The sequence below is a fragment of the Streptomyces sp. NPDC001056 genome (assembly GCF_053598955.1).
Genome location: NZ_JBSFLI010000005.1, coordinates 16,729 through 34,511, shown reverse-complemented (window position 1 = coordinate 34,511; position 17,783 = coordinate 16,729). Strand labels below are relative to the sequence as shown.

The 17,783-nt window shown below is 74.3% G+C and carries 13 protein-coding genes; 9 read left to right on the top strand and 4 right to left on the bottom strand.

Annotated elements, in window-relative coordinates; all coding sequences use genetic code 11:
* The first annotated feature begins 111 nt into the window (after positions 1 to 111).
* The 7 genes from ACWDD7_RS08000 (at position 112) to ACWDD7_RS07970 (ending at position 9,539) form a co-directional block, all read left to right on the top strand.
* Positions 112 to 1,197, top strand: coding sequence for a mechanosensitive ion channel family protein (locus ACWDD7_RS08000; RefSeq protein WP_450456754.1), 1,086 nt, complete (start codon positions 112 to 114; stop codon positions 1,195 to 1,197).
* A gap of 619 nt (positions 1,198 to 1,816) precedes the next feature.
* Positions 1,817 to 2,218: a DUF4186 domain-containing protein gene (locus ACWDD7_RS07995; RefSeq protein WP_450456753.1), complete on the top strand. Its 402-nt coding sequence runs from the start codon at positions 1,817 to 1,819 to the stop codon at positions 2,216 to 2,218.
* Between the two features lie 119 nt (positions 2,219 to 2,337).
* Positions 2,338 to 4,560 (top strand): NADP-dependent isocitrate dehydrogenase, encoded by a 2,223-nt coding sequence (locus tag ACWDD7_RS07990; RefSeq protein ID WP_351873637.1) that lies wholly within the window; start codon positions 2,338 to 2,340, stop codon positions 4,558 to 4,560.
* A gap of 206 nt (positions 4,561 to 4,766) precedes the next feature.
* The gene (locus ACWDD7_RS07985) at positions 4,767 to 6,077 is read left to right on the top strand and encodes a bifunctional o-acetylhomoserine/o-acetylserine sulfhydrylase (protein ID WP_351873635.1); all 1,311 of its coding nucleotides are present in this window, start codon (positions 4,767 to 4,769) and stop codon (positions 6,075 to 6,077) included.
* Positions 6,078 to 7,217 (top strand): homoserine O-acetyltransferase MetX, encoded by a 1,140-nt coding sequence (gene metX / locus ACWDD7_RS07980; protein WP_450456752.1) that lies wholly within the window; start codon positions 6,078 to 6,080, stop codon positions 7,215 to 7,217.
* A 130-nt stretch (positions 7,218 to 7,347) separates the two neighbouring features.
* On the top strand, positions 7,348 to 8,127 hold the full coding sequence (locus ACWDD7_RS07975) for an N-formylglutamate amidohydrolase (RefSeq protein ID WP_450456751.1): 780 nt from the start codon (positions 7,348 to 7,350) through the stop codon (positions 8,125 to 8,127).
* Between the two features lie 185 nt (positions 8,128 to 8,312).
* Positions 8,313 to 9,539, top strand: coding sequence for a cytochrome P450 (locus ACWDD7_RS07970; RefSeq protein WP_450456750.1), 1,227 nt, complete (start codon positions 8,313 to 8,315; stop codon positions 9,537 to 9,539).
* Between the two features lie 12 nt (positions 9,540 to 9,551).
* Here ACWDD7_RS07970 and ACWDD7_RS07965 read toward each other — a convergent pair whose 3' ends face one another.
* The 3 genes from ACWDD7_RS07965 to ACWDD7_RS07955 are packed head-to-tail and all read right to left on the bottom strand — an operon-like array spanning position 9,552 to position 12,168.
* On the bottom strand, positions 9,552 to 10,112 hold the full coding sequence (locus tag ACWDD7_RS07965; protein WP_351873623.1) for a hypothetical protein: 561 nt from the start codon (positions 10,110 to 10,112) through the stop codon (positions 9,552 to 9,554).
* Positions 10,109 to 10,684, bottom strand: a complete 576-nt coding sequence (locus ACWDD7_RS07960) for an RNA polymerase sigma factor (RefSeq protein WP_351873620.1) — start codon at positions 10,682 to 10,684, stop codon at positions 10,109 to 10,111. Before ACWDD7_RS07960 ends, ACWDD7_RS07965 begins: the two co-directional genes overlap by 4 nt.
* Positions 10,685 to 10,743: 59 nt before the next feature.
* On the bottom strand, positions 10,744 to 12,168 hold the full coding sequence (locus ACWDD7_RS07955) for a S8 family peptidase (protein ID WP_450456749.1): 1,425 nt from the start codon (positions 12,166 to 12,168) through the stop codon (positions 10,744 to 10,746).
* 74 nt (positions 12,169 to 12,242) lie between these two features.
* On the opposite strand from ACWDD7_RS07955, the gene ACWDD7_RS07950 reads away from it, so the two are divergent.
* Positions 12,243 to 14,855: a CHAT domain-containing protein gene (locus ACWDD7_RS07950; RefSeq protein WP_450456748.1), complete on the top strand. Its 2,613-nt coding sequence runs from the start codon at positions 12,243 to 12,245 to the stop codon at positions 14,853 to 14,855.
* A gap of 22 nt (positions 14,856 to 14,877) precedes the next feature.
* Here the strand turns inward: ACWDD7_RS07950 and ACWDD7_RS07945 are convergent, their stop codons facing one another.
* Positions 14,878 to 16,590, bottom strand: coding sequence for a LuxR family transcriptional regulator AbsR2 (locus tag ACWDD7_RS07945; protein WP_450456747.1), 1,713 nt, complete (start codon positions 16,588 to 16,590; stop codon positions 14,878 to 14,880).
* A 95-nt stretch (positions 16,591 to 16,685) separates the two neighbouring features.
* Between ACWDD7_RS07945 and absR1 the strand changes: the two genes are divergently transcribed.
* Positions 16,686 to 17,771 carry a beta-glucuronidase AbsR1 gene (gene absR1 / locus ACWDD7_RS07940; protein WP_392217640.1) on the top strand — a complete coding sequence of 362 codons (1,086 nt, stop codon included), beginning with the start codon at positions 16,686 to 16,688 and terminating at the stop codon, positions 17,769 to 17,771.
* Positions 17,772 to 17,783: the final 12 nt, after the last annotated feature.

Genomic DNA, 17,783 nt, shown 5'->3' with positions numbered 1-17,783 from the left:
ACCGGAGTTCCGGTACCGGCACGTTCGTACTCCCGCACATCGAGCAGGTGACAACGTGACGAGACCTCACAGACGGCACACCGCAGGAACCCTGCGCGGCGGAGGTGACCGGTGAACCGCGCGCTGACCCTGGACGACGCCGTGGTCGCGGGCATCGCGATCGCGGCGGGCCTGCTGGCCGCCTTCCTCTCCCGTTCGCTGCTGCGCTGGCTGGCCAAGCACGCCAAGCGGACCCGCTGGAGCGGCGACGACGTCATCGTGGACGCGCTGCGCTCGATCGTGCCCTGGGCGCTGATCGCGAGCGGTGTGGCGGCGGCGGCGATCGTCCTGCCCCTCAGCGAGACCGTGCAGCACCACACCGACCAGGTGCTGGAGGTGTGGCTGATCTTCGTGGCCACGCTGTCCGCGGCCCGGGTGATCACCGGGCTGGTGCGCACGGTCACGCAGTCCCGCTCGGGTGTGGCGGGCTCGGCGACCATCTTCGTCAACATCACCCGGGTGCTGGTCCTGGCCATCGGCTTCCTGGTGGTGCTCCAGACCCTCGGGATCTCCATAGCGCCGCTGCTCACCGCCCTGGGCGTCGGCGGTCTCGCGGTGGCCCTGGCCCTCCAGGACACCCTCGCCAACCTCTTCGCCGGCATCCACATCCTGGCCTCCAAGACCGTGCAGCCCGGCGACTACATCCAGCTGAGCAGCAACGAGGAGGGCTACGTCGTCGACATCAACTGGCGCCAGACGACGGTCCGCCAGCTGTCCAACAACCTGGTGGTGATACCCAACGGCCAACTCGCCAAGGCCAACATGACCAACTACACCCGGCCCGAGCAGCGGCTCACGGTGCCGGTGCAGGTGGGCGTGAGCTACGACTCCGACCTGGAGCAGGTGGAGCGGGTGACCGCCGAGGTGGTCGCGGAGGTCATGCACGAGGTCAGCGGCGCCCTGCCGGACCACGAGCCCGCGATCCGCTTCCACACCTTCGGCGACTCCCGCATCGGCTTCACGGTGATCCTCGGCATCGGCGAGTTCAGCGACCAGTACCGCATCAAACACGAGTTCATCAAGCGCCTGCACCGCCGGTACCGCGAGGAGGGCATCCGCATCCCCTCCCCCGTCCGCACGGTCGCCATCCAGCAGGGAACGCTCACGATCCCGCAGCAGCGCAGCGGGGAGGACGTGTCGCGGGGGGCCGCGGAGTAGGGGACGGCGGGAAGGCGGGCGCCGGTCGCAAAGGCGCGGAACGGGGGCCGCGGGACACAAGCTGGGGGATCGCGGCCCACGGGCCGGGGCGATCCCGGGGCGGGGACCGGGGAACGCCCCGGAACCGGGGCGGTGACCGCCGCGGCCGCGGTGGGAACCGGGCCGCGAACCCGGCGCACCCGCGAACACGAACGCCACGCGGGACCACCAGGACCGAACCGGCCGCACGCACACGGACCGAGCGACCCCGAAGCCGGACCGCGACCACCGAGCGGACAGGGCGAACGATCCCGAGGCGGCACGCAGAGCGCCCCCGGGGCGGAAACCGGTGGTCGCCGGGGGGCGGAAGCCGGGGCGTCCCCCGGGTCGAGACGAGTGGCCGGGGGCGATCCCCGGGGCCGAGAGCGGGAAGCAGGGGCGATCCCCAGGGCCGAGACGGGTGACGGAGGGCGATCTCCAGGGCCGAGACGGCGGATGTTCGCCAAAGGGAAGGCCGCGGATGACGACGCCGAGGAGGGACCACCGGGAGGGGAGCCGCGGGTGACCGAGGGGTCGGAGGCGCAACGACCCCCGGTGCGGACGCCGCGGGCGATGGCCGGCCCCGTATGCTCGTACCGACATGACCGTTTCGCCCGATCCCCACCCCCTCGACCGGCGGCTGGACGCCATCGCCCGCCAGCCGTTCCGGGCGAAGTTCCGGTTGCGCGGGCGGGAGCGGGTCACCGCGGAGGTGCAGGGGCCGGCCACGCTCCGGTGGCACGCGTACGACCTGATCGCGAGGCGGCTCGCCCCGGCCGCGCCGCACAAGGACGGCAAGCAGACGCCGTACCGGGGGCATCCCGTCTTCGTCGCCCAGCACGCGACCGCCACCTGCTGCCGGGGCTGTCTGTCCCGCTGGCACGGCATTCCCGAGGGACGGCGGCTCAACCGAACCGAACACCTGTACGTGGTGAAGGTGATCTGCCGCTGGATCGAGCACGAGCTGACCGACGGACCCGGGGAAACAAGCGAACGCGAATGACCAGCCGGGCGGCCGGTCGGCGGAAAACAGCGGCCCCGGGCGCCACCCCTGTCGATCCCGCATCCGGCACGAGATATCTTGATGTCGAGCAATGTTGCAGACGTGGAGCGGAGCACCCGGTGACTGACTCGACCATCATCTACACGTACACAGACGAGGCCCCGGCCCTGGCGACGCATTCGTTCCTGCCGGTGGTCCGGGCGTACGCCTCGCAGGCCGGCGTGCCCGTGCAGACCCGCGACATCTCGCTGGCCGGGCGCATCATCTCCGTCTTCCCGGAGTACCTGAACGAGGACCAGCGCGTCGCGGACGCGCTGACCGAGCTGGGCGAGCTGGCCAAGACCCCCTCGGCCAACATCGTCAAGCTGCCGAACATCTCGGCGTCCATCCCGCAGCTCAAGGCCGCCGTCGCCGAGCTGCAGGGCAAGGGCTACGCGCTGCCGGACTACCCGGACGACCCGAAGACCGACGAGGAGCGCGAGGTCCGCGCCCGCTACGACAAGATCAAGGGCTCCGCGGTCAACCCGGTGCTGCGTGAGGGCAACTCCGACCGCCGCGCCCCGGCGTCGGTGAAGAACTACGCCAAGACCCACCCGCACCGCATGGGCGCCTGGACCTCCGAGTCCAAGACCAACGTGGCGACCATGAGCGAGAACGACTTCGCCACCACCGAGAAGTCCGCGGTGATCGCCGAGGACACCACCCTGCGCTTCGAGCTGGTCGGCGCCGACGGCACCACCACCGAGCTGCGCGCGCCGCTGCCGGTCATCGCCGGTGAGGTCGTGGACGCCGCCGTGCTGCGCGTCGCCGCGCTGCGCGAGTTCCTCACCGCGCAGGTCGCCCGCGCCAAGCAGGAGGGCGTGCTGTTCTCCGTGCACCTGAAGGCCACGATGATGAAGGTCTCCGACCCGATCATCTTCGGTCACGTGGTGCGCGCCTTCTTCCCGAAGACGTTCGCGAAGTACGGCGAGACGCTCAAGGCGGCCGGCCTCTCCCCGAACGACGGCCTCGGCGGCATCTTCAAGGGCCTGGAGAACCTGCCCGAGGGCGCCGAGATCAAGGCGTCCTTCGACGCGGAGCTGACCGAGGGCCCGGCGCTGGCCATGGTCGACTCCGACAAGGGCATCACCAACCTGCACGTCCCCTCGGACGTCATCGTGGACGCCTCCATGCCCGCGATGATCCGCACCTCCGGCCACATGTGGGGCGCCGACGGCCAGGAGCACGACACCCTCGCGGTGCTGCCGGACTCCAGCTACTCCGGCGTCTACCAGGCCGTGATCGAGGACTGCCGCGCCCACGGCGCCTTCGACCCCTCGACCATGGGCTCGGTGCCGAACGTCGGCCTCATGGCGCAGAAGGCCGAGGAGTACGGCTCCCACGACAAGACCTTCGAGATCCCGGTCGACGGCACGGTCCGCCTGGTCGACGCGGCCGGCAACGTGGTGCTTGAGCAGGCCGTGGCCCAGGGCGACATCTTCCGCGCCTGCCAGACCAAGGACGCGCCCATCCGCGACTGGGTCAAGCTGGCCGTCACCCGCGCCCGCGCCACCGGCGACCCGGCCGTGTTCTGGCTGGACGAGAACCGCGCCCACGACGCGCAGCTGATCGCCAAGGTGAAGCAGTACCTGCCGGAGCACGACACCGAGGGCCTGGACATCCGTATCCTGTCCCCGATCGAGGCCACCAAGCTGTCGGTGGAGCGCATCCGCCGCGGCGAGAACACCATCTCGGTCACCGGCAACGTGCTGCGCGACTACCTGACCGACCTGTTCCCGATCCTGGAGCTGGGCACCAGCGCCAAGATGCTGTCGGTCGTCCCGCTGATGGCGGGCGGCGGCCTGTTCGAGACGGGCGCCGGCGGCTCCGCGCCCAAGCACGTCCAGCAGCTGGTCAAGGAGAACTACCTGCGCTGGGACTCGCTCGGCGAGTTCTTCGCGCTGGTGCCCTCCCTGGAGCAGTACGCGACGTCCACCGGCAACACCCGTGCCAAGGTGCTCGCCGACACCCTGGACCGCGCCACGGCGACCTTCCTCAACGAGGACAAGTCCCCGACCCGTCGCCTCGGTGGCATCGACAACCGCGGCAGCCACTTCTACCTGTCCCTGTACTGGGCGCAGGAGCTGGCCAAGCAGACCGAGGACGCCGACCTGGCCAAGGCCTTCGCGCCGCTCGCCGAGACCCTCGCGGCCGACGAGCAGAAGATCGTGGCCGAGCTGAACAGCGTCCAGGGCAAGCCGGCCGACCTCGGCGGCTACTACCGGGTCGACCTGGAGAAGGCGGACGCGGTGATGCGCCCGTCGGCCACCTGGAACGAGGCGCTGGCGTCCTTCGCCAAGTGACCCCGGCTTCCTGGAGCCGCCCACCTGAGTGACCCGCCGCCCCGGCCGGTATCCCCGGCCGGGGCGGCGTCGTATGTCGGCGGCGTTGCGGCCGTGTGTCGTCCGTGAAGTCCTCATGTCGCCTCACGCGTAGACCTGTCGGTGGAAGATCCCGCGTGGTTGCCTCGTGCCACGTCACCGCCTCCCGCGCACGAGGAGCCCGCACCATGAGCACGCAGCCCGGTACCGCCGCCTGGTCCTTCGAGACGAAGCAGGTCCACGCGGGGGCCGCCCCCGACCCCGCGACCGGCGCGCGGGCCACGCCCGTCTACCAGACCACCTCGTTCGTCTTCCGGGACACCCGGCACGCGGCCGACCTGTTCTCGCTGGCCGAGCCCGGCAACATCTACACCCGGATCCACAACCCCACCACGGACGTGTTCGAGCAGCGGATCGCCGCGCTGGAAGGCGGGGTCGGGGCGGTCGCGCTGGCCTCCGGGCAGGCCGCGGAGACCCTGGCGATCCTGAACCTGGCGGGCGCCGGCGACCACGTCGTCTCCAGCGCGGCGCTGTACGGCGGCACGTACAACCTCTTCCGGCACACGCTGGCGCGCCTCGGCATCGAGGTGTCGTTCGTGGCCGACCCGGACGACACGGAGGCCTGGCGGGCGGCGATCCGGCCGAACACCAAGGCGCTGTTCGCCGAGTCGCTCGGCAACCCGCGCGGCAACGTGCTGGACGTGCGGGCGGTCGCGGACGTGGCGCACGCGGCGGGGGTGCCACTGATCGTGGACAACACCGTGCCGACGCCCTACCTGCTGCGGCCGATCGAGCACGGCGCGGACGTCGTGGTGCACTCCGCGACCAAGTTCCTGGGCGGGCACGGCACCGCGATCGCCGGTGTGGTGGTGGACGGCGGCACCTTCGACTTCGGCGCGCACGCGGACCGGTTCCCGGGCTTCAGCGAGCCCGACCCGAGCTACCACGGGCTGCGCTACTGGCCGGCGCTCGGTCCGGGCGCGTTCGCGGTGAAGCTGCGGGTGCAGCTGCTGCGCGACCTCGGCCCGGCGCTCGCCCCGCACTCGGCGTTCCTGCTGCTCCAGGGCGTGGAGACGCTGAGCCTGCGCCTTGAGCGGCACACGTCCAACGCGCAGGCGCTCGCCGAGTGGCTGGAGGGTCGGGACGAGGTGGCGGCCGTCCACTACGCCGGCCTCGCGTCCAGCCCGTGGTACGAGGCCGGGCGGACGTACCTGCCGCGCGGGGCCGGGGCCATCGTCTCCTTCGAGCTGCGCGGCGGCATCGAGGCGGGCAAGCGGTTCGTGGACGCGGTGGAGCTGTTCAGCCATCTCGCCAACATCGGCGACGTACGCAGTCTGATCATCCACCCGGCGTCCACCACGCACAGCCAGCTCACCGAGGAGGAGGCGTCGGCCACCGGCACCACGCCGGGGCTGGTGCGGCTGTCGGTCGGCATCGAGAACCTGGCCGACCTCAAGGCGGACCTGGAGGCCGGCTTCCGCGCGGCGAAGGGCGCGTAGGTGAACGCCGTCACGGCGACCGGGCAGGTGCGGGCCACGGGGGCCTGGCGGGAGGGCGATCCGCCGGGCCGCCGCCTGTGGCACCCGGCCGCGCGGCCGCTGCGGCTGGAGGCGGGCGGAGAACTCCCGGGCCTGCGGCTGGCGTTCGAGACGTGGGGGCGGCTCGCACCGGACGCGTCCAACGCGGTGCTGGTGCTGCACGCGCTGACCGGCGACAGCCATGTCGCCGGCCCGGCCGGCCCCGGGCACCCCACGCCCGGCTGGTGGGAGCCGCTGGTCGGCCCCGGGCGGCCGCTGGACACCGACCGGTGGTTCGTGGTGGCCCCCAATGTGCTGGGCGGCTGCCAGGGCAGCACGGGGCCCGCCTCGCCCCGCCCCGACGGCCGCGGGACATGGGGCAGCGCCTTCCCCTTCCTCACCCAACGCGACCAGGTCGCGGCGGAGGCGGGGCTCGCGGACGCGCTCGGCATCGACCGCTGGGCGCTGGTGGTGGGCGGCTCGATGGGCGGGATGCGGGCGGTGGAGTGGGCGGTGTCGTACCCGGAGCGCACCGGGGCGCTGCTGCTGCTCGCCACGACGGCGGCGGCGAGCGCGGAGCAGATCGCCTGGGCGGGCGTCCAGCTGCGCGCCATCCGCGCGGACCCGCACTGGCAGGGCGGTGACTACCACGACACCCCCCACGGCCCCCGCACCGGCCTCGGCCTCGCCCGCCGCCTCGCCCACGTCACCTACCGCAGCGAACCCGAACTGGCCACCCGCTTCGGCCGCGCCCCGCAAGCCTGCGAGAACCCCTGGCAGGGGGGCCGCTACCAGGTCGACTCCTACCTGGACCACCACGCCGCCAAACTGGTGCGCCGCTTCGACGCGGCGAGCTACGTCGTCCTGACGGAGGCCATGAACGCGCACGACGTCGCCCGCTCACGCGGCGGCCTCCCCTCCGCCCTGTCCCGCGTCAGCGCCCCCACCCTGGTCGCCGGCGTCGACTCCGACCGCCTCTACCCCCTCGCACAGCAGCAGCGGTTGGCCGCGCTGATCCCGGGCGCGGACCGGGCGAGGGTGGTGGAATCGCCGTACGGGCACGACGGGTTCCTGATCGAGACGGAGCAAGTGGGCTCTTTGGTGAGGGAGTTGCTGAACTGATCGTTGTCACCGCACAGGGGTGAGCCGGTGAGGCGCGGACAGGCCGGCGGCCGCTCGGCCGCCTCCGGGACTGTATGTTCCTTCCCACCTGATCCCGCGCCACGCCACCGACGACGCCCCGGAGCCGCCGATGCCCGCCTTCGAACTCCTGCCCGGCGCCCCCGAGTCGCCCGTGCTGCTGCACGTACCCCACTCCGCCCGCGCGATCCCCGGCGACGTGCGCGCCGGGATCCTGCTGGACGACGCCGCGCTGGAGCGGGAGCTGGATCACCTCACGGACGCCCACACGGCGGATCTGGCCGAGCGGGCGGCGGGGCTCGCGGGGGTCGCGCCGTGGCGGTTCGTCAACCGGTTGTCGCGGTTGGTGGTGGACCCGGAGCGGTTTCCGGACGAGCGGGAGGAGATGCTCGCCGTCGGCATGGGCGCCGTGTACACGCGGACCACGCACCGGGAGGAGCTGCGGCCCGGTGACACCGATCCGGGACCGCTGGTGGAGCGGTACTTCCGGCCGTACGCCGAGGCCATGACCCGGGCCGTGGCCGAGCGGCTCGCGGCGACCGGGCGGGCCGTGGTGATCGACGTGCACTCGTATCCGGCCAAGGCGCTCCCCTACGAGCTGCACGGCGGCGGCCCGCGCCCGCCGGTGTGCCTGGGCACCGACCCCTTCCACACCCCGCCGAAGCTGCTCGACGCCGCCCGCGCGGCGTTCTCGCCCTGCGGGGAGACGGGGGTGGACAGCCCGTTCAACGGGGCCTACGTGCCGCTGGAGCACTACGGCACCGATCCCCGCATCGAGGCCCTGATGATCGAGGTCCGGCGGGACACCTACATGAGCGAGCCCGGCGGCCCGGCCGGACCGGGCCTCGACCGGCTCGCGGCCGCCCTGGGCGCGCTGGTCGACACGCTGTAGCCGGGCCCGCCGCGACCACGCCGGGCCGGCGCACCGGAACCGGGCCGCGCTGCCTGCGCCGGGCGACGCCCCGTAGCAGCCTCGCGATGACGCCGCCGCGCGACACGCCGTGGCCCCGTCGTCCCACTCCCCGCCTGGAGCAATCCGGCACGACACCCGCCGCGCCCCGCCCCATCGTGGAGGGCATGACGACCTTGGAGACCAGCGCGCCGACCGGCCAGGAACCGCCTCCCGTGCGGGACTGGCCCGTGCTCGACCTGGACGGTACGGAGTTCGACCCGGTGCTCGCGGGGCTGGTCCGCGAGGGGCCGTTGACGCGCATACGGCTGCCGTTCGGCGAGGGCTGGGCCTGGCTGGCCACCCGCTACGAGCACGTGAAGCTGATCACCAACGACCCGCGCTTCAGCCGCGCGGAGGTCGCCCGCGGCCAGGTCACCCGGCTCGCGCCGAACTTCGCGCCCCGCCCCGGCTCGCTCGCCTGGGCCGACCAGCCGGACCACAACCGGCTGCGCAAGCCCATCGCCGGCGCCTTCACGGTCGGCGCGATGAAGCGGCTGCGGCCCCGCGCCCAGGAGATCCTGGACGAGCTGGTGGACGCGATGGTCCGCGAGGGTCCGCCCGCCGACCTGGTCGAGCGGGTGCTCGAACCGTTCCCGCTGTACGTCGTCAGCGAGGTGATGGGCGTCCCCGACACCGACCGGGAGCAGGTGCACGCCTGGACCCGGCAGATCATCTCCCTGTGCGGGGGCGCCGAGGCCGCCGACCGGGCCAAGAACGGTCTGTACGGCTGGATCACCGACATCGTCCGGGCCCGCGCGCGCAGCGCCGGCGAGGACGTCTACTCGATGCTCGCCGGTGCCGTGGCGCGCGGCGAGATCGGCGAGGAGGAGGCCGTCGGGCTCGCCGGTCCGCTGCAGATCGGCGGCGAGGCGGTCACCCACAACTGCGGGCAGATGCTGTATCTGATGCTGACCCGGCCGGAGCTGATGGAGCGGATGCGGTCGCGGCCCGCGGAACGCGGCCCGGTGTTCGACGAGTTGCTGCGCTGGATCCCGCACCGCAGCACGGTCGGGCTCGCCCGGATCGCCCTGGAGGACGTGGAGATCGCCGGACACCGGATCGCCGCGGGCGAGCCGGTCTACGTCTCCTACCTCACCGCCAACCGCGACTCCCGGGTCTTCACGGACCCCGACCGCATCGAGCCGGACCGGGACCCCAACCCGCACCTCGCCTTCGGCAACGGCCACCACTACTGCACCGGCGCGGTGCTGGCCCGCCTCCAGCTCGAACTGCTGGTGGACACGCTCCTCGACCGGCTGCCGGGCCTCCGGCTCGCCGTGCCCGCGGCAGAGGTCCGGTGGCGGCAGCAGACGATGATCCGGGGCCCGCGCACCCTGCCGGTGACCTGGTGAGCCGACGCCCGGTCAGGCCCGCAGCCACTCGGTGACGATCACCTCCGTGCCGGTGCGCAGCCGCAGGGCGAAGGGGCCGGACGGCGGGGTGTCGCTGATGAAGCGGCCGAGGGTGTCGACGGCGATCGGGTGGGCGGCGCCCGGACCGCCGAGCACCTCGATCCGCGCCGACCCGGGCGGCAGCACCTGCCCGATCAGTCCGTCCCCGGTGACCTCGACGTCGACGGTGAGCGGGCCCGCGCGGAACGTCAGCATGCGCGGCACGTCCGTGGCCCCGCGTACCGGCAGCGCGTCCACCAGCGAGTCGAAGGTCAGCTCGGCGATCTTCGCGTCCAGGTCGTGCAGGGCGTAGGCGTCCAGGGCGAGTTGGCACAGCGCCTCGGGGACGGGGTCGAACACGGCCGCCGCCTGGCGCAGTTCCTCCTCCAGCAGCGCGTCGGCCGCGAGGGCGTCCTCGGCGAGGACGCCCTCGGCAAGGGCGTCCCCCGGCGGAGCGTCCCCCGCGAAGGAGTCCTCCGCCCCGTCACCGCCCCCGTCCGCCCCGTCGTACGGGAATCCGTTGTCCTTGTTCATGCCGCACCCCGTCGATCCATCCGGGCCCGCAGCCGGCGCAGACAGCGCTGGCGCAGGGGGCCGATGCTGCCGACCGCGATGCCGAGCGCGGCCGAGATCTCCACATAGCTGGGCGGCGGCGAGGCGATCAGCACGCGCAGCAACTGGCGGCAGCGCGCTCCCAGTTCGTCCAGCTCCTGCCACAGCCGACGGGCCCGCTCGGCCCGGTCCGCCGCCTCCTCCGAGTCGATCAGTGTCTGTTCCGGCGTGCGGTCGTCGCTGGCCCGGTCCAGGACCTGCGGATCATCCGTGAGGGTGAGCCGCGTCATGCCCTTGATCACCTTCAGGCACTCGTGCCGGGCCGTGCTCGCCAGCCAGGCACCGGTCTTGTCGGGTTCCCGGATCCGCCCCAGGTGCTGGGCGAAGCGGAACCACACGGTCTGGTAGACCTCGTGCCCGTCGGCGTCGGAGAGCCGGTGCGCGCGCACCACCGACCACACCAGCGGGCTCATGCCTTCGACCAGCGCCTTCCAGGCCGCGGCGTCCCCGTCGACGGCGGACCGGACGAGCGCGCCGACCTCTGTTCGGTCCACGGCTCCACCCCTCGTATAGGGCTCGTCATGGTACGCCGTGGAGCGGAGGGTTCCGGCGCTCACGCCGGCAGCGCCGGGGCCGGGACCGGGACCGGCCGCCAGGTCGGCGGCCGCAGCGCGCGCACCATCGCCCCGCGTACGTCGGTGCGGTGGGTCGCCTCCGCCAACAGCCGGGCGCCCGCCGTACGCGGGTCGCGCTCGCGCTCGGCCGTCATCAGGGCGGCGACGAGTCCGGCGGCGACCGGGGTGGCGAAGGAGGTGCCGCTCCACTGCGCGAGCCCGTCGAACATCACCTGGTCCGGCTTGCTCCCGGTGCTCTCCCTGCCCTCGCTCAACTCGCCGGTGTGGCGCGGGGACTGGCAGGTGCAGGAGTAGTCGAAGCCGAACCGGCAGTCGTCGTAGGTGGAGTGCTGGTAGAGGTACGGCACCGGGGTGCCGAAGCCGGTGAGGGCGCTGGTGAGGCGCTCGCCGGGGGCGAAGACGCGCACCCAGCGGCCGTGGTTGCTGAAGCACGCGGGACCCTCGCCGTCCGAGCGCAGCGCGCCGACCGAGACCACGCTGTCCGCGTACTCGGGCAGGCCCGCGTAGGCGGCGGGCCAGAACGGGATGTCGCTGCCGTTGTTCCCGGCGGCCGCGACCAGCAGGGTGCGCTGCCGGCGCAGTTCGCGCATGAAGGCGTCCAGGCCGAGCAGTCCGTGCCGGCCCGCGGCGGGGCTGCCCGCGGAGAGGCTGATCACGTCGGGCCAGCCGCCCCGGTCGACGGCCTCGAAGAGCCGGCCGCCGAACTCCGACTCCAGTACGGCACCCGCGTCGTTCAGGGTGCCGCGGACGGTGATGTCGGTGTTGGGCGCGACGGCCGCGAGGATGCCCGCGATGAACGTGCCGTGGCCGACGTACTGACGCAGCACCCCGCCGCCGTCGGTCTCGGCCGCCTGGATGTCGCCGGTGGTGTGGGCGAGCAGCGGGTAGGCGTGGTGGTCGTGCACCAGACCGGTGTCGACCACCAGGACGCGGACGGCGCTCGCCGGGTCGTGCCCGGTCCCGGCGGCGGCCGGGTTGGGCTGCCCGGCGCGCGCGACGGGCACCGGTTCGTCGCCGGGGCAGGCGTTGACCGCGATGTGCACCACGTGGTTGCGGCCGACCAGCGGGCGTCCGTGCCGCTCCTCGGCCGACCGCAGGGCGCCCAGGGCGTGCGGCACGGGGTCGTCGCCGAGGTCGGGCGCGCCGACCCGGATGCGGGTGACGCCGCCCCGGCCGGTCTCCGGCCCGTCGCGGCGCACGTGTTCGGGCAGCAGCCCCCGGGTCTCGGTGAAGTGGGCGCGCACCGCGTCCTCGACGGCGCGGGCCTCCTCCCCGGAGCGGGCGAGGACGACTCCCTTCTCGTACAGCAGATGGGTCTCGTCGTCCGGGCCCATGGCCAACGGGACGTCGGGCATCGAGCGCTGGATGTGGTCGAACTGCTCGCGGTATCGCTGGAGTGCCATGCCGTGTCCTCCCCCTGAAAGGCGGTGTACGAGAGTGAGAGCCGCCGGTCCGCCGTCTGATACAGGCCACTACCATGCGAGGCGTGACAGCGGGAAGCGAACCGGCCCTCCAACTGCTGCCCCTGGTGTTCGCCGACCCCGGCGAGGCGCGGGCGCGCGCCGAACTGCTGCTCGAATCGGCCCCGACACCGCTGTCCGCCAGCATCGCCCACCAGGTCCTCGGCATCTGGCAGCGGGACTTCGGCGATCTGCGGATCGCGCTCACGCATCTGCGCCGGGCCCGGGACCTGGCCGCGCGCGCCGACTCCGCCGACCGCGAGGCGGACGTGTTGGCCACGCTGGGGGTCGCACTGGTGCACGCGGGGCGCACACGGCAGGGGCTCGCCTCCTTCGAGCGGGGCGTCGCGCGGGGCACCGGGCACACCCGGGCCCGGGTGCTGTACCGGCGGGCGTACGTCTGGTGGGTGCTGGGACATCACCGGGAGGCGCTGGAGGACGTGCGGCGGGCGCTGCCGGTGCTCAGGCAGCTGCGCGACGACATCTGGACGGCTCGGGCGCTGACCCTGCGGGCCACCGTGCACCTGGCGCTCGGCGCGGTGGACCGGGCCGACGCGGACTTCACGGCGGCGGAGCGGCTGTGGGACACCACGGGCCAGGAGCACGACAAGGCGGACTCGGTGGAGAGCCGGGGTCTGGCCGCGTTCCGCTCCGGGGACATCCCGGCCGCGCTGCGCCTCCTGGACGAGGCCGAGGAGCGGTACGCCAAGCTCGGCACGCCCACCTACATGCTGTCGGTGCGGCGCTGCGAGGTGCTGATGGCCGCGGGGCTCGCCCCGGAGGCGCTGTCCGAGGCGGACGCGGCGATCGCCCTGCTCGACCGGATCGGCGGCCAGTCGACGCGCAAGGCGGAGCTGCTGCTGGCCGCCGCGCGGGCGGCTCGTTCGGCCGGGGACGCGCACACCGCGATCGCCCGCGCGGCCGTCGCCGTACGGCTGTTCGCGGCGCAGCGGCGGCTGTGGTGGGAGACGCACGCCCGGCTGGTGCTGATCGAGGCGCGGGTGGCGGCCGGGCGCCGCTCGGGGCGGCTGGTCGGGGACGCGGCGGCGGTGGCCGAGCGGCTCGCCTCCTTCGGCTCGCCCGCCGCGCCCGAGGCGTCGCTGCTCGCGGGCCGCATCGCGCTGGCCCTCGGCTGGACGGCGGACGCGGAGCGGCACCTCGCGGTCGCGGCCCGCAGCCGCCACAACGGACCGCCGCCCGCCCGGATGACCGGCTGGGCGGCGCAGGCTCTGCGGTCGCGCGCGGCCGGCTCCCGGCGGGGCGTCCTTGAGGCGTGCCGGCGCGGCCTGGACGTCCTGGACGACCACCGGATGACGCTGGGGGCCTCGGAGCTGCGCGCCCATGTGACCGCGCAGGGCGCCGAACTGGCCGCGCTGGCCCAGGAGGTGAGCCTCACCCACGGCGGCCCGCGGCGGCTGCTGGAGTGGAGCGAGCGGTGGCGGGCGACGGTGTTGTCCACGCCGCCGACCCGGCCGCCCGCCGACCCGGCACTGCTCAGCGGGCTCACCGCGTACCGGGAGATCGCGGCGCGCGCGGAGGAGGCCCGGATGGAGGGCCGCCCGGTCCCGGCCCTGGAGCGTGAACAGCGGCGCCTGGAAAGGGAGATCCGCTCCCGCACCCGTCACATCCGCGGCTCCGCGCCGCACGAGGGGGCGCGCTTCGACGTGCCCCGGCTGCTCGACCGGCTCGGCGACGGCCGACTGGTCGAACTCGCCGTCGTCCGGGGGCGGGTGCACGTCCTGCTGTGCGGTCAGGGCAAGGTGCGGCGGTTCGTCGGGGGCCCGCTGGCGGACGCGGTGGCCGAGGCGGAGTACGTCCAGGCGGGGCTGCGACGGCTCGCCCACCCGGGGGCGGAGGCACGGCTGCCGCTGGTGGAGGCGGCCGGCGCCCGGCTCCAGGAGCTGCTGCTCGCCGGGGCCGTGCCGCATCTGGGCGGGGGCCCGGTGGTGATCGTGCCGCCGGGGGCGCTGCACCGGGTGCCCTGGGCGCTGCTGCCCGCGCTGCGGGAGCGGGTGCTCAGCGTGTCGCCGTCGGCGGGCAGCTGGCTGCGGGCCCGCGAGACGGAACCGCCGCGCGAGGGCCGCACCGTGCTGGTGCGCGGCCCCGGCCTCGCCACGGGCGGCGCGGAGGTCCCCGATCTCGCGGGGCGCTACGGCACGGCGACGGTCCTGGAGGGCGACAACGCCCAAGTACCCCGTGTCCTGTCCGAGTTGGACGGCTCCTGCCTGGCCCACCTCGCCGCCCACGGCACCTTCCGGGCGGACAGCCCCCTCTTCTCCGCCCTGCGCATGGCCGACGGCCCCCTGATCGTCCACGACTTCGAACGCCTGGCCCGCAGCCCCTACCGGATCATCCTCTCCAGCTGCGACACCGCCCGCCTGGCCTCGGTCGGCGCCGACGAACTCCTCGGCCTGGTCACGGCGTTGCTCCCGCTGGGCACGGCCGGGGTGGTCGCCAGCAGCGCCCCGGTGAACGACGCGGCGGTGATCCCCCTGATGCTCGCCCTCCACAAGGGCCTCGCCGCCGGCCTCTCCCTGGCCGAGTCCCTCCGCGACGCCCGGACCACCCTGCCCTCCGACACGGTCCACCAGGCAACCGGCTGGGCCTTCGCGGCATTCGGCGCGGCGTGAACCGGAAGGCCGGGGTGTCCGGTCACGCCGGTTCGTCGACCAGACAGGGCAGCGCCCCCCGGTCCCCCGTACCCAGCCGCGTGTACGCGCTGTACAGATGGTTCCCCACCGTCCGCACGGACAGCGTCAGCCGCTCGGCGATCTCCCGGTTGCTCAGCCCCGCCGCGGCCAGTGCCACGACCTGCCGCTGCCGCGCGGTGAGTTCGCCGAGCACCAGCCCCGCCAGCGCCGGCGTGCGCGCGCCCTGGCAGCGCCGGGCGAGCGCGAGCGCCCGCGTCCGGGAGCACCGCGCGGCACGCGGGTCGCGATGGACGCGGACGGCCTGTGCGTACGCCTCCGCGGCGAACAGCAGGAACCCCCGCTCCTCCAGCGCCGCCGCGGCGAGGTCCAGCGCGCCCCCGTCCCCCCGCGCCAGCGCCTCGGCGTGCCGCGCCAGCACACTGCCCGCGGGCAGCGGACCGGCGGGGTGGCCGAGGCGTACGGCGCCGTAGCGCGCGTACACGTCGCCCGCGACGCATTCCCGCCCCGACTCGTCCGACTCGGCCTCGGCCAGCTCCAGTTCCGCACCGCACCCGGCGTCCCCCGGCGCCCACCGCATCCCTTCGCGCGCCCAGGCGGCGGCGTCCCGCACCGCACCGCCCAGCCGCGCGAACCGAGCCCGTACGGCCGCGTACCCGGCCGGCACCGGGCCCCCCTCACCCACCACCCAGTCCCCCACCGGCGTGGCCACCGGCCGCACGTCCATCTGTTCCAGGCGCCGTGCGAGGAAGCGCTGTTCGGCATCGAGCGCGGCGGCGTGACCGTCCGCGTCCCGGCTCAGCCGACGCGCCCGCAGCCGCCCGGTCGTCGCCCGCAGCGCGGGACCGTGCAGCGGGTCGGCCAGCACGACCCCGCCCGCGTCGTCCACGGCGATCAGTCCCGCCGCCTCCAGCCGTTCGAGGACGTCGAGGTCGAGGTCGTGCGACGGAAGCCGCCCCGGCTCGGCGAAGGCGAGGCGTTCGAGGATCTCGCGTTCGCCGGGCGCGGAGCGCTCCAGCACGGGGGCGAGGTGTTCGCGGACGACCGGGGTGACCGGCAGCGGGCCGCGCCAGGCGCGCTCGCCGGTGCCGGGCACGGGGACGAGGCCGTCACCGGCGCCGAGCGCGGTCACCAGGGAGCGCAGCAGCCGCAGATCCCCTCGGCACAGCCGGTGCAGCCGCCGCACGGTGAGCGCGTCGAGCCCGGCCGGGCCGAGAAGCGCGGTGGTGTCCTCCGCGGGCAGCGGCGCCAGGGCCAGCCGGGGCAGCAGTTCCCCCGTCCACAGCCGGGACACCGCGCCGGGCGCCGCCGCCCCCTCGGTCGCCGCGACGACCAGCCGGGTGCGCCCGTGCGCGGCCAGCTGGTGGACCAGCGCGGCGGAGTCCTCGTCCAGCAGGTGGGCGTCGTCCACGACGAGGAGCCGGACGCCGGCCAGGGCCCGCACCGCGCCGTGCAGCGAGCCGGTGTCGGGCAGCAGGTGCGCGAACGCCGCGAACGGCAGGTGGCGGGCCTCGGGAGTGCCGGTCACCCGGGCGTGGTCCATGCCCCGGACCGCCTCCGTGATCAGCCGGGTCTTGCCGCGCCCGGCGGGACCGGTCACCACGATGCCGCGCCGGCACGAGGCCGTCGCGTCCCGCACCAGCTCCAGTTCGTCCTGCCGACCGGTGAACGGCCAGGGCAGTTCGAGGGTCTTCGCGTCCTGTTCGTAAGTCCTCACATCATCCAGAGCACGCGTACTCAGGTTTGATACAGGGCGACTTGAGTAGCCCCCGACTCAGGCGCCGGTCGGGGCGGGCCGGGCACGCTGGCCGCATGACCCGACGCCTGTGCTCGCTTTCGCGGCAGCCGGCCCCGTCCTTCGGACCGGGGCTGACCGCCGAGCGGCAGGCCGCGCTGCTCGCCGGGCGGCGCATGTGGGTCAACGGCACGGTGCTGCACTACTGCTTCCTCGACGCCGACCACGACGCCTCGGTGATCCCGGTCCCCGGGACCGGGGAGCTGCGCCGGGTCGCGTGGGCGGGCGGCAAGGAGCAGCAGGACGTGGTCCGCGAGTGCTTCGCGCAGTGGGAGGCACTCGGCATCGGCGTCACCTTCGCGGAGGTCGGCGACCGGGGGGAGGCCGAGCTGCGGATCGGGTTCCAGGCCGGCGGGGGCTCCTGGTCGGCGGTGGGCCGCGAGGCCCTCGCGGTCGGCCGGGGCGAGCGCACCATGAATCTCGGCTGGGACGTGACCGCGCGCGGGGAGCGCGGCACGGTCCTGCACGAGATCGGGCACGCGCTGGGCCTGGTGCACGAGCACCAGAACCCGTGCGCCGGGCTGCACTGGGACGACGAGGCCGTCTACGCGGAGTTGGCGGGCCCGCCGAACCACTGGAGCCGGGAGACGGTGTACACCAACGTCCTGCGGTCACTGGACGCAGGGGAGTCCAGGGGCGCGGTATGGGACCCGCGCTCGGTGATGGCCCTGCCGTTCGGTCCGGGGCTGGTGCTGGAGCCGGAGCAGTACCGCGGGGGGCTGCGTCCGGCCGACCGGCCTTCGGACCGGGACCGGGAGTTCGTCCTGCGCTGGTACCCGCCGGGTGCCGGGTCCGGGCCCGACCCACTGGTGCCGTTCCGTTCGGCACCGCTGGGCCTGGGGCCGGGCGAGCAGGCGGACTTCGTCGTCGAGCCGACGGAGACCCGCGACTACACCGTGGGGACCTTCGGCGACGCCGACACCGTGCTCGTGGTCTTCGAGGAGCGGGACGGGGAACCGCGTTTCCTCGCCGGCCACGACGACGGCGGCACCCCGGACAACGCCTCCGTGCGGGTGCGGCTCGTCCGGGGCCGCCGCTACTTCGTCCGCGTCCGCCTCTACTCCGCCTGGGGGGCGGGTCGGACGGCGGTGATGTGCTGGTGAACGGCACACGCG

What these genes read in the sequence shown, in the direction of transcription:
- ACWDD7_RS07995 (WP_450456753.1), top strand. Translation starts at nt 1,817, where the DNA reads ATGACCGTTTCGCCCGATCCCCACCCCCTCGACCGGCGGCTGGACGCC.
- ACWDD7_RS07985 (WP_351873635.1), top strand. Translation starts at nt 4,767, where the DNA reads ATGAGCACGCAGCCCGGTACCGCCGCCTGGTCCTTCGAGACGAAGCAG.
- ACWDD7_RS07975 (WP_450456751.1), top strand. Translation starts at nt 7,348, where the DNA reads ATGCCCGCCTTCGAACTCCTGCCCGGCGCCCCCGAGTCGCCCGTGCTG.
- ACWDD7_RS07970 (WP_450456750.1), top strand. Translation starts at nt 8,313, where the DNA reads ATGACGACCTTGGAGACCAGCGCGCCGACCGGCCAGGAACCGCCTCCC.
- ACWDD7_RS07965 (WP_351873623.1), bottom strand. Translation starts at nt 10,112, where the DNA reads ATGAACAAGGACAACGGATTCCCGTACGACGGGGCGGACGGGGGCGGT.
- ACWDD7_RS07955 (WP_450456749.1), bottom strand. Translation starts at nt 12,168, where the DNA reads ATGGCACTCCAGCGATACCGCGAGCAGTTCGACCACATCCAGCGCTCG.
- ACWDD7_RS07950 (WP_450456748.1), top strand. Translation starts at nt 12,243, where the DNA reads ATGCGAGGCGTGACAGCGGGAAGCGAACCGGCCCTCCAACTGCTGCCC.
- absR1 (WP_392217640.1), top strand. Translation starts at nt 16,686, where the DNA reads ATGACCCGACGCCTGTGCTCGCTTTCGCGGCAGCCGGCCCCGTCCTTC.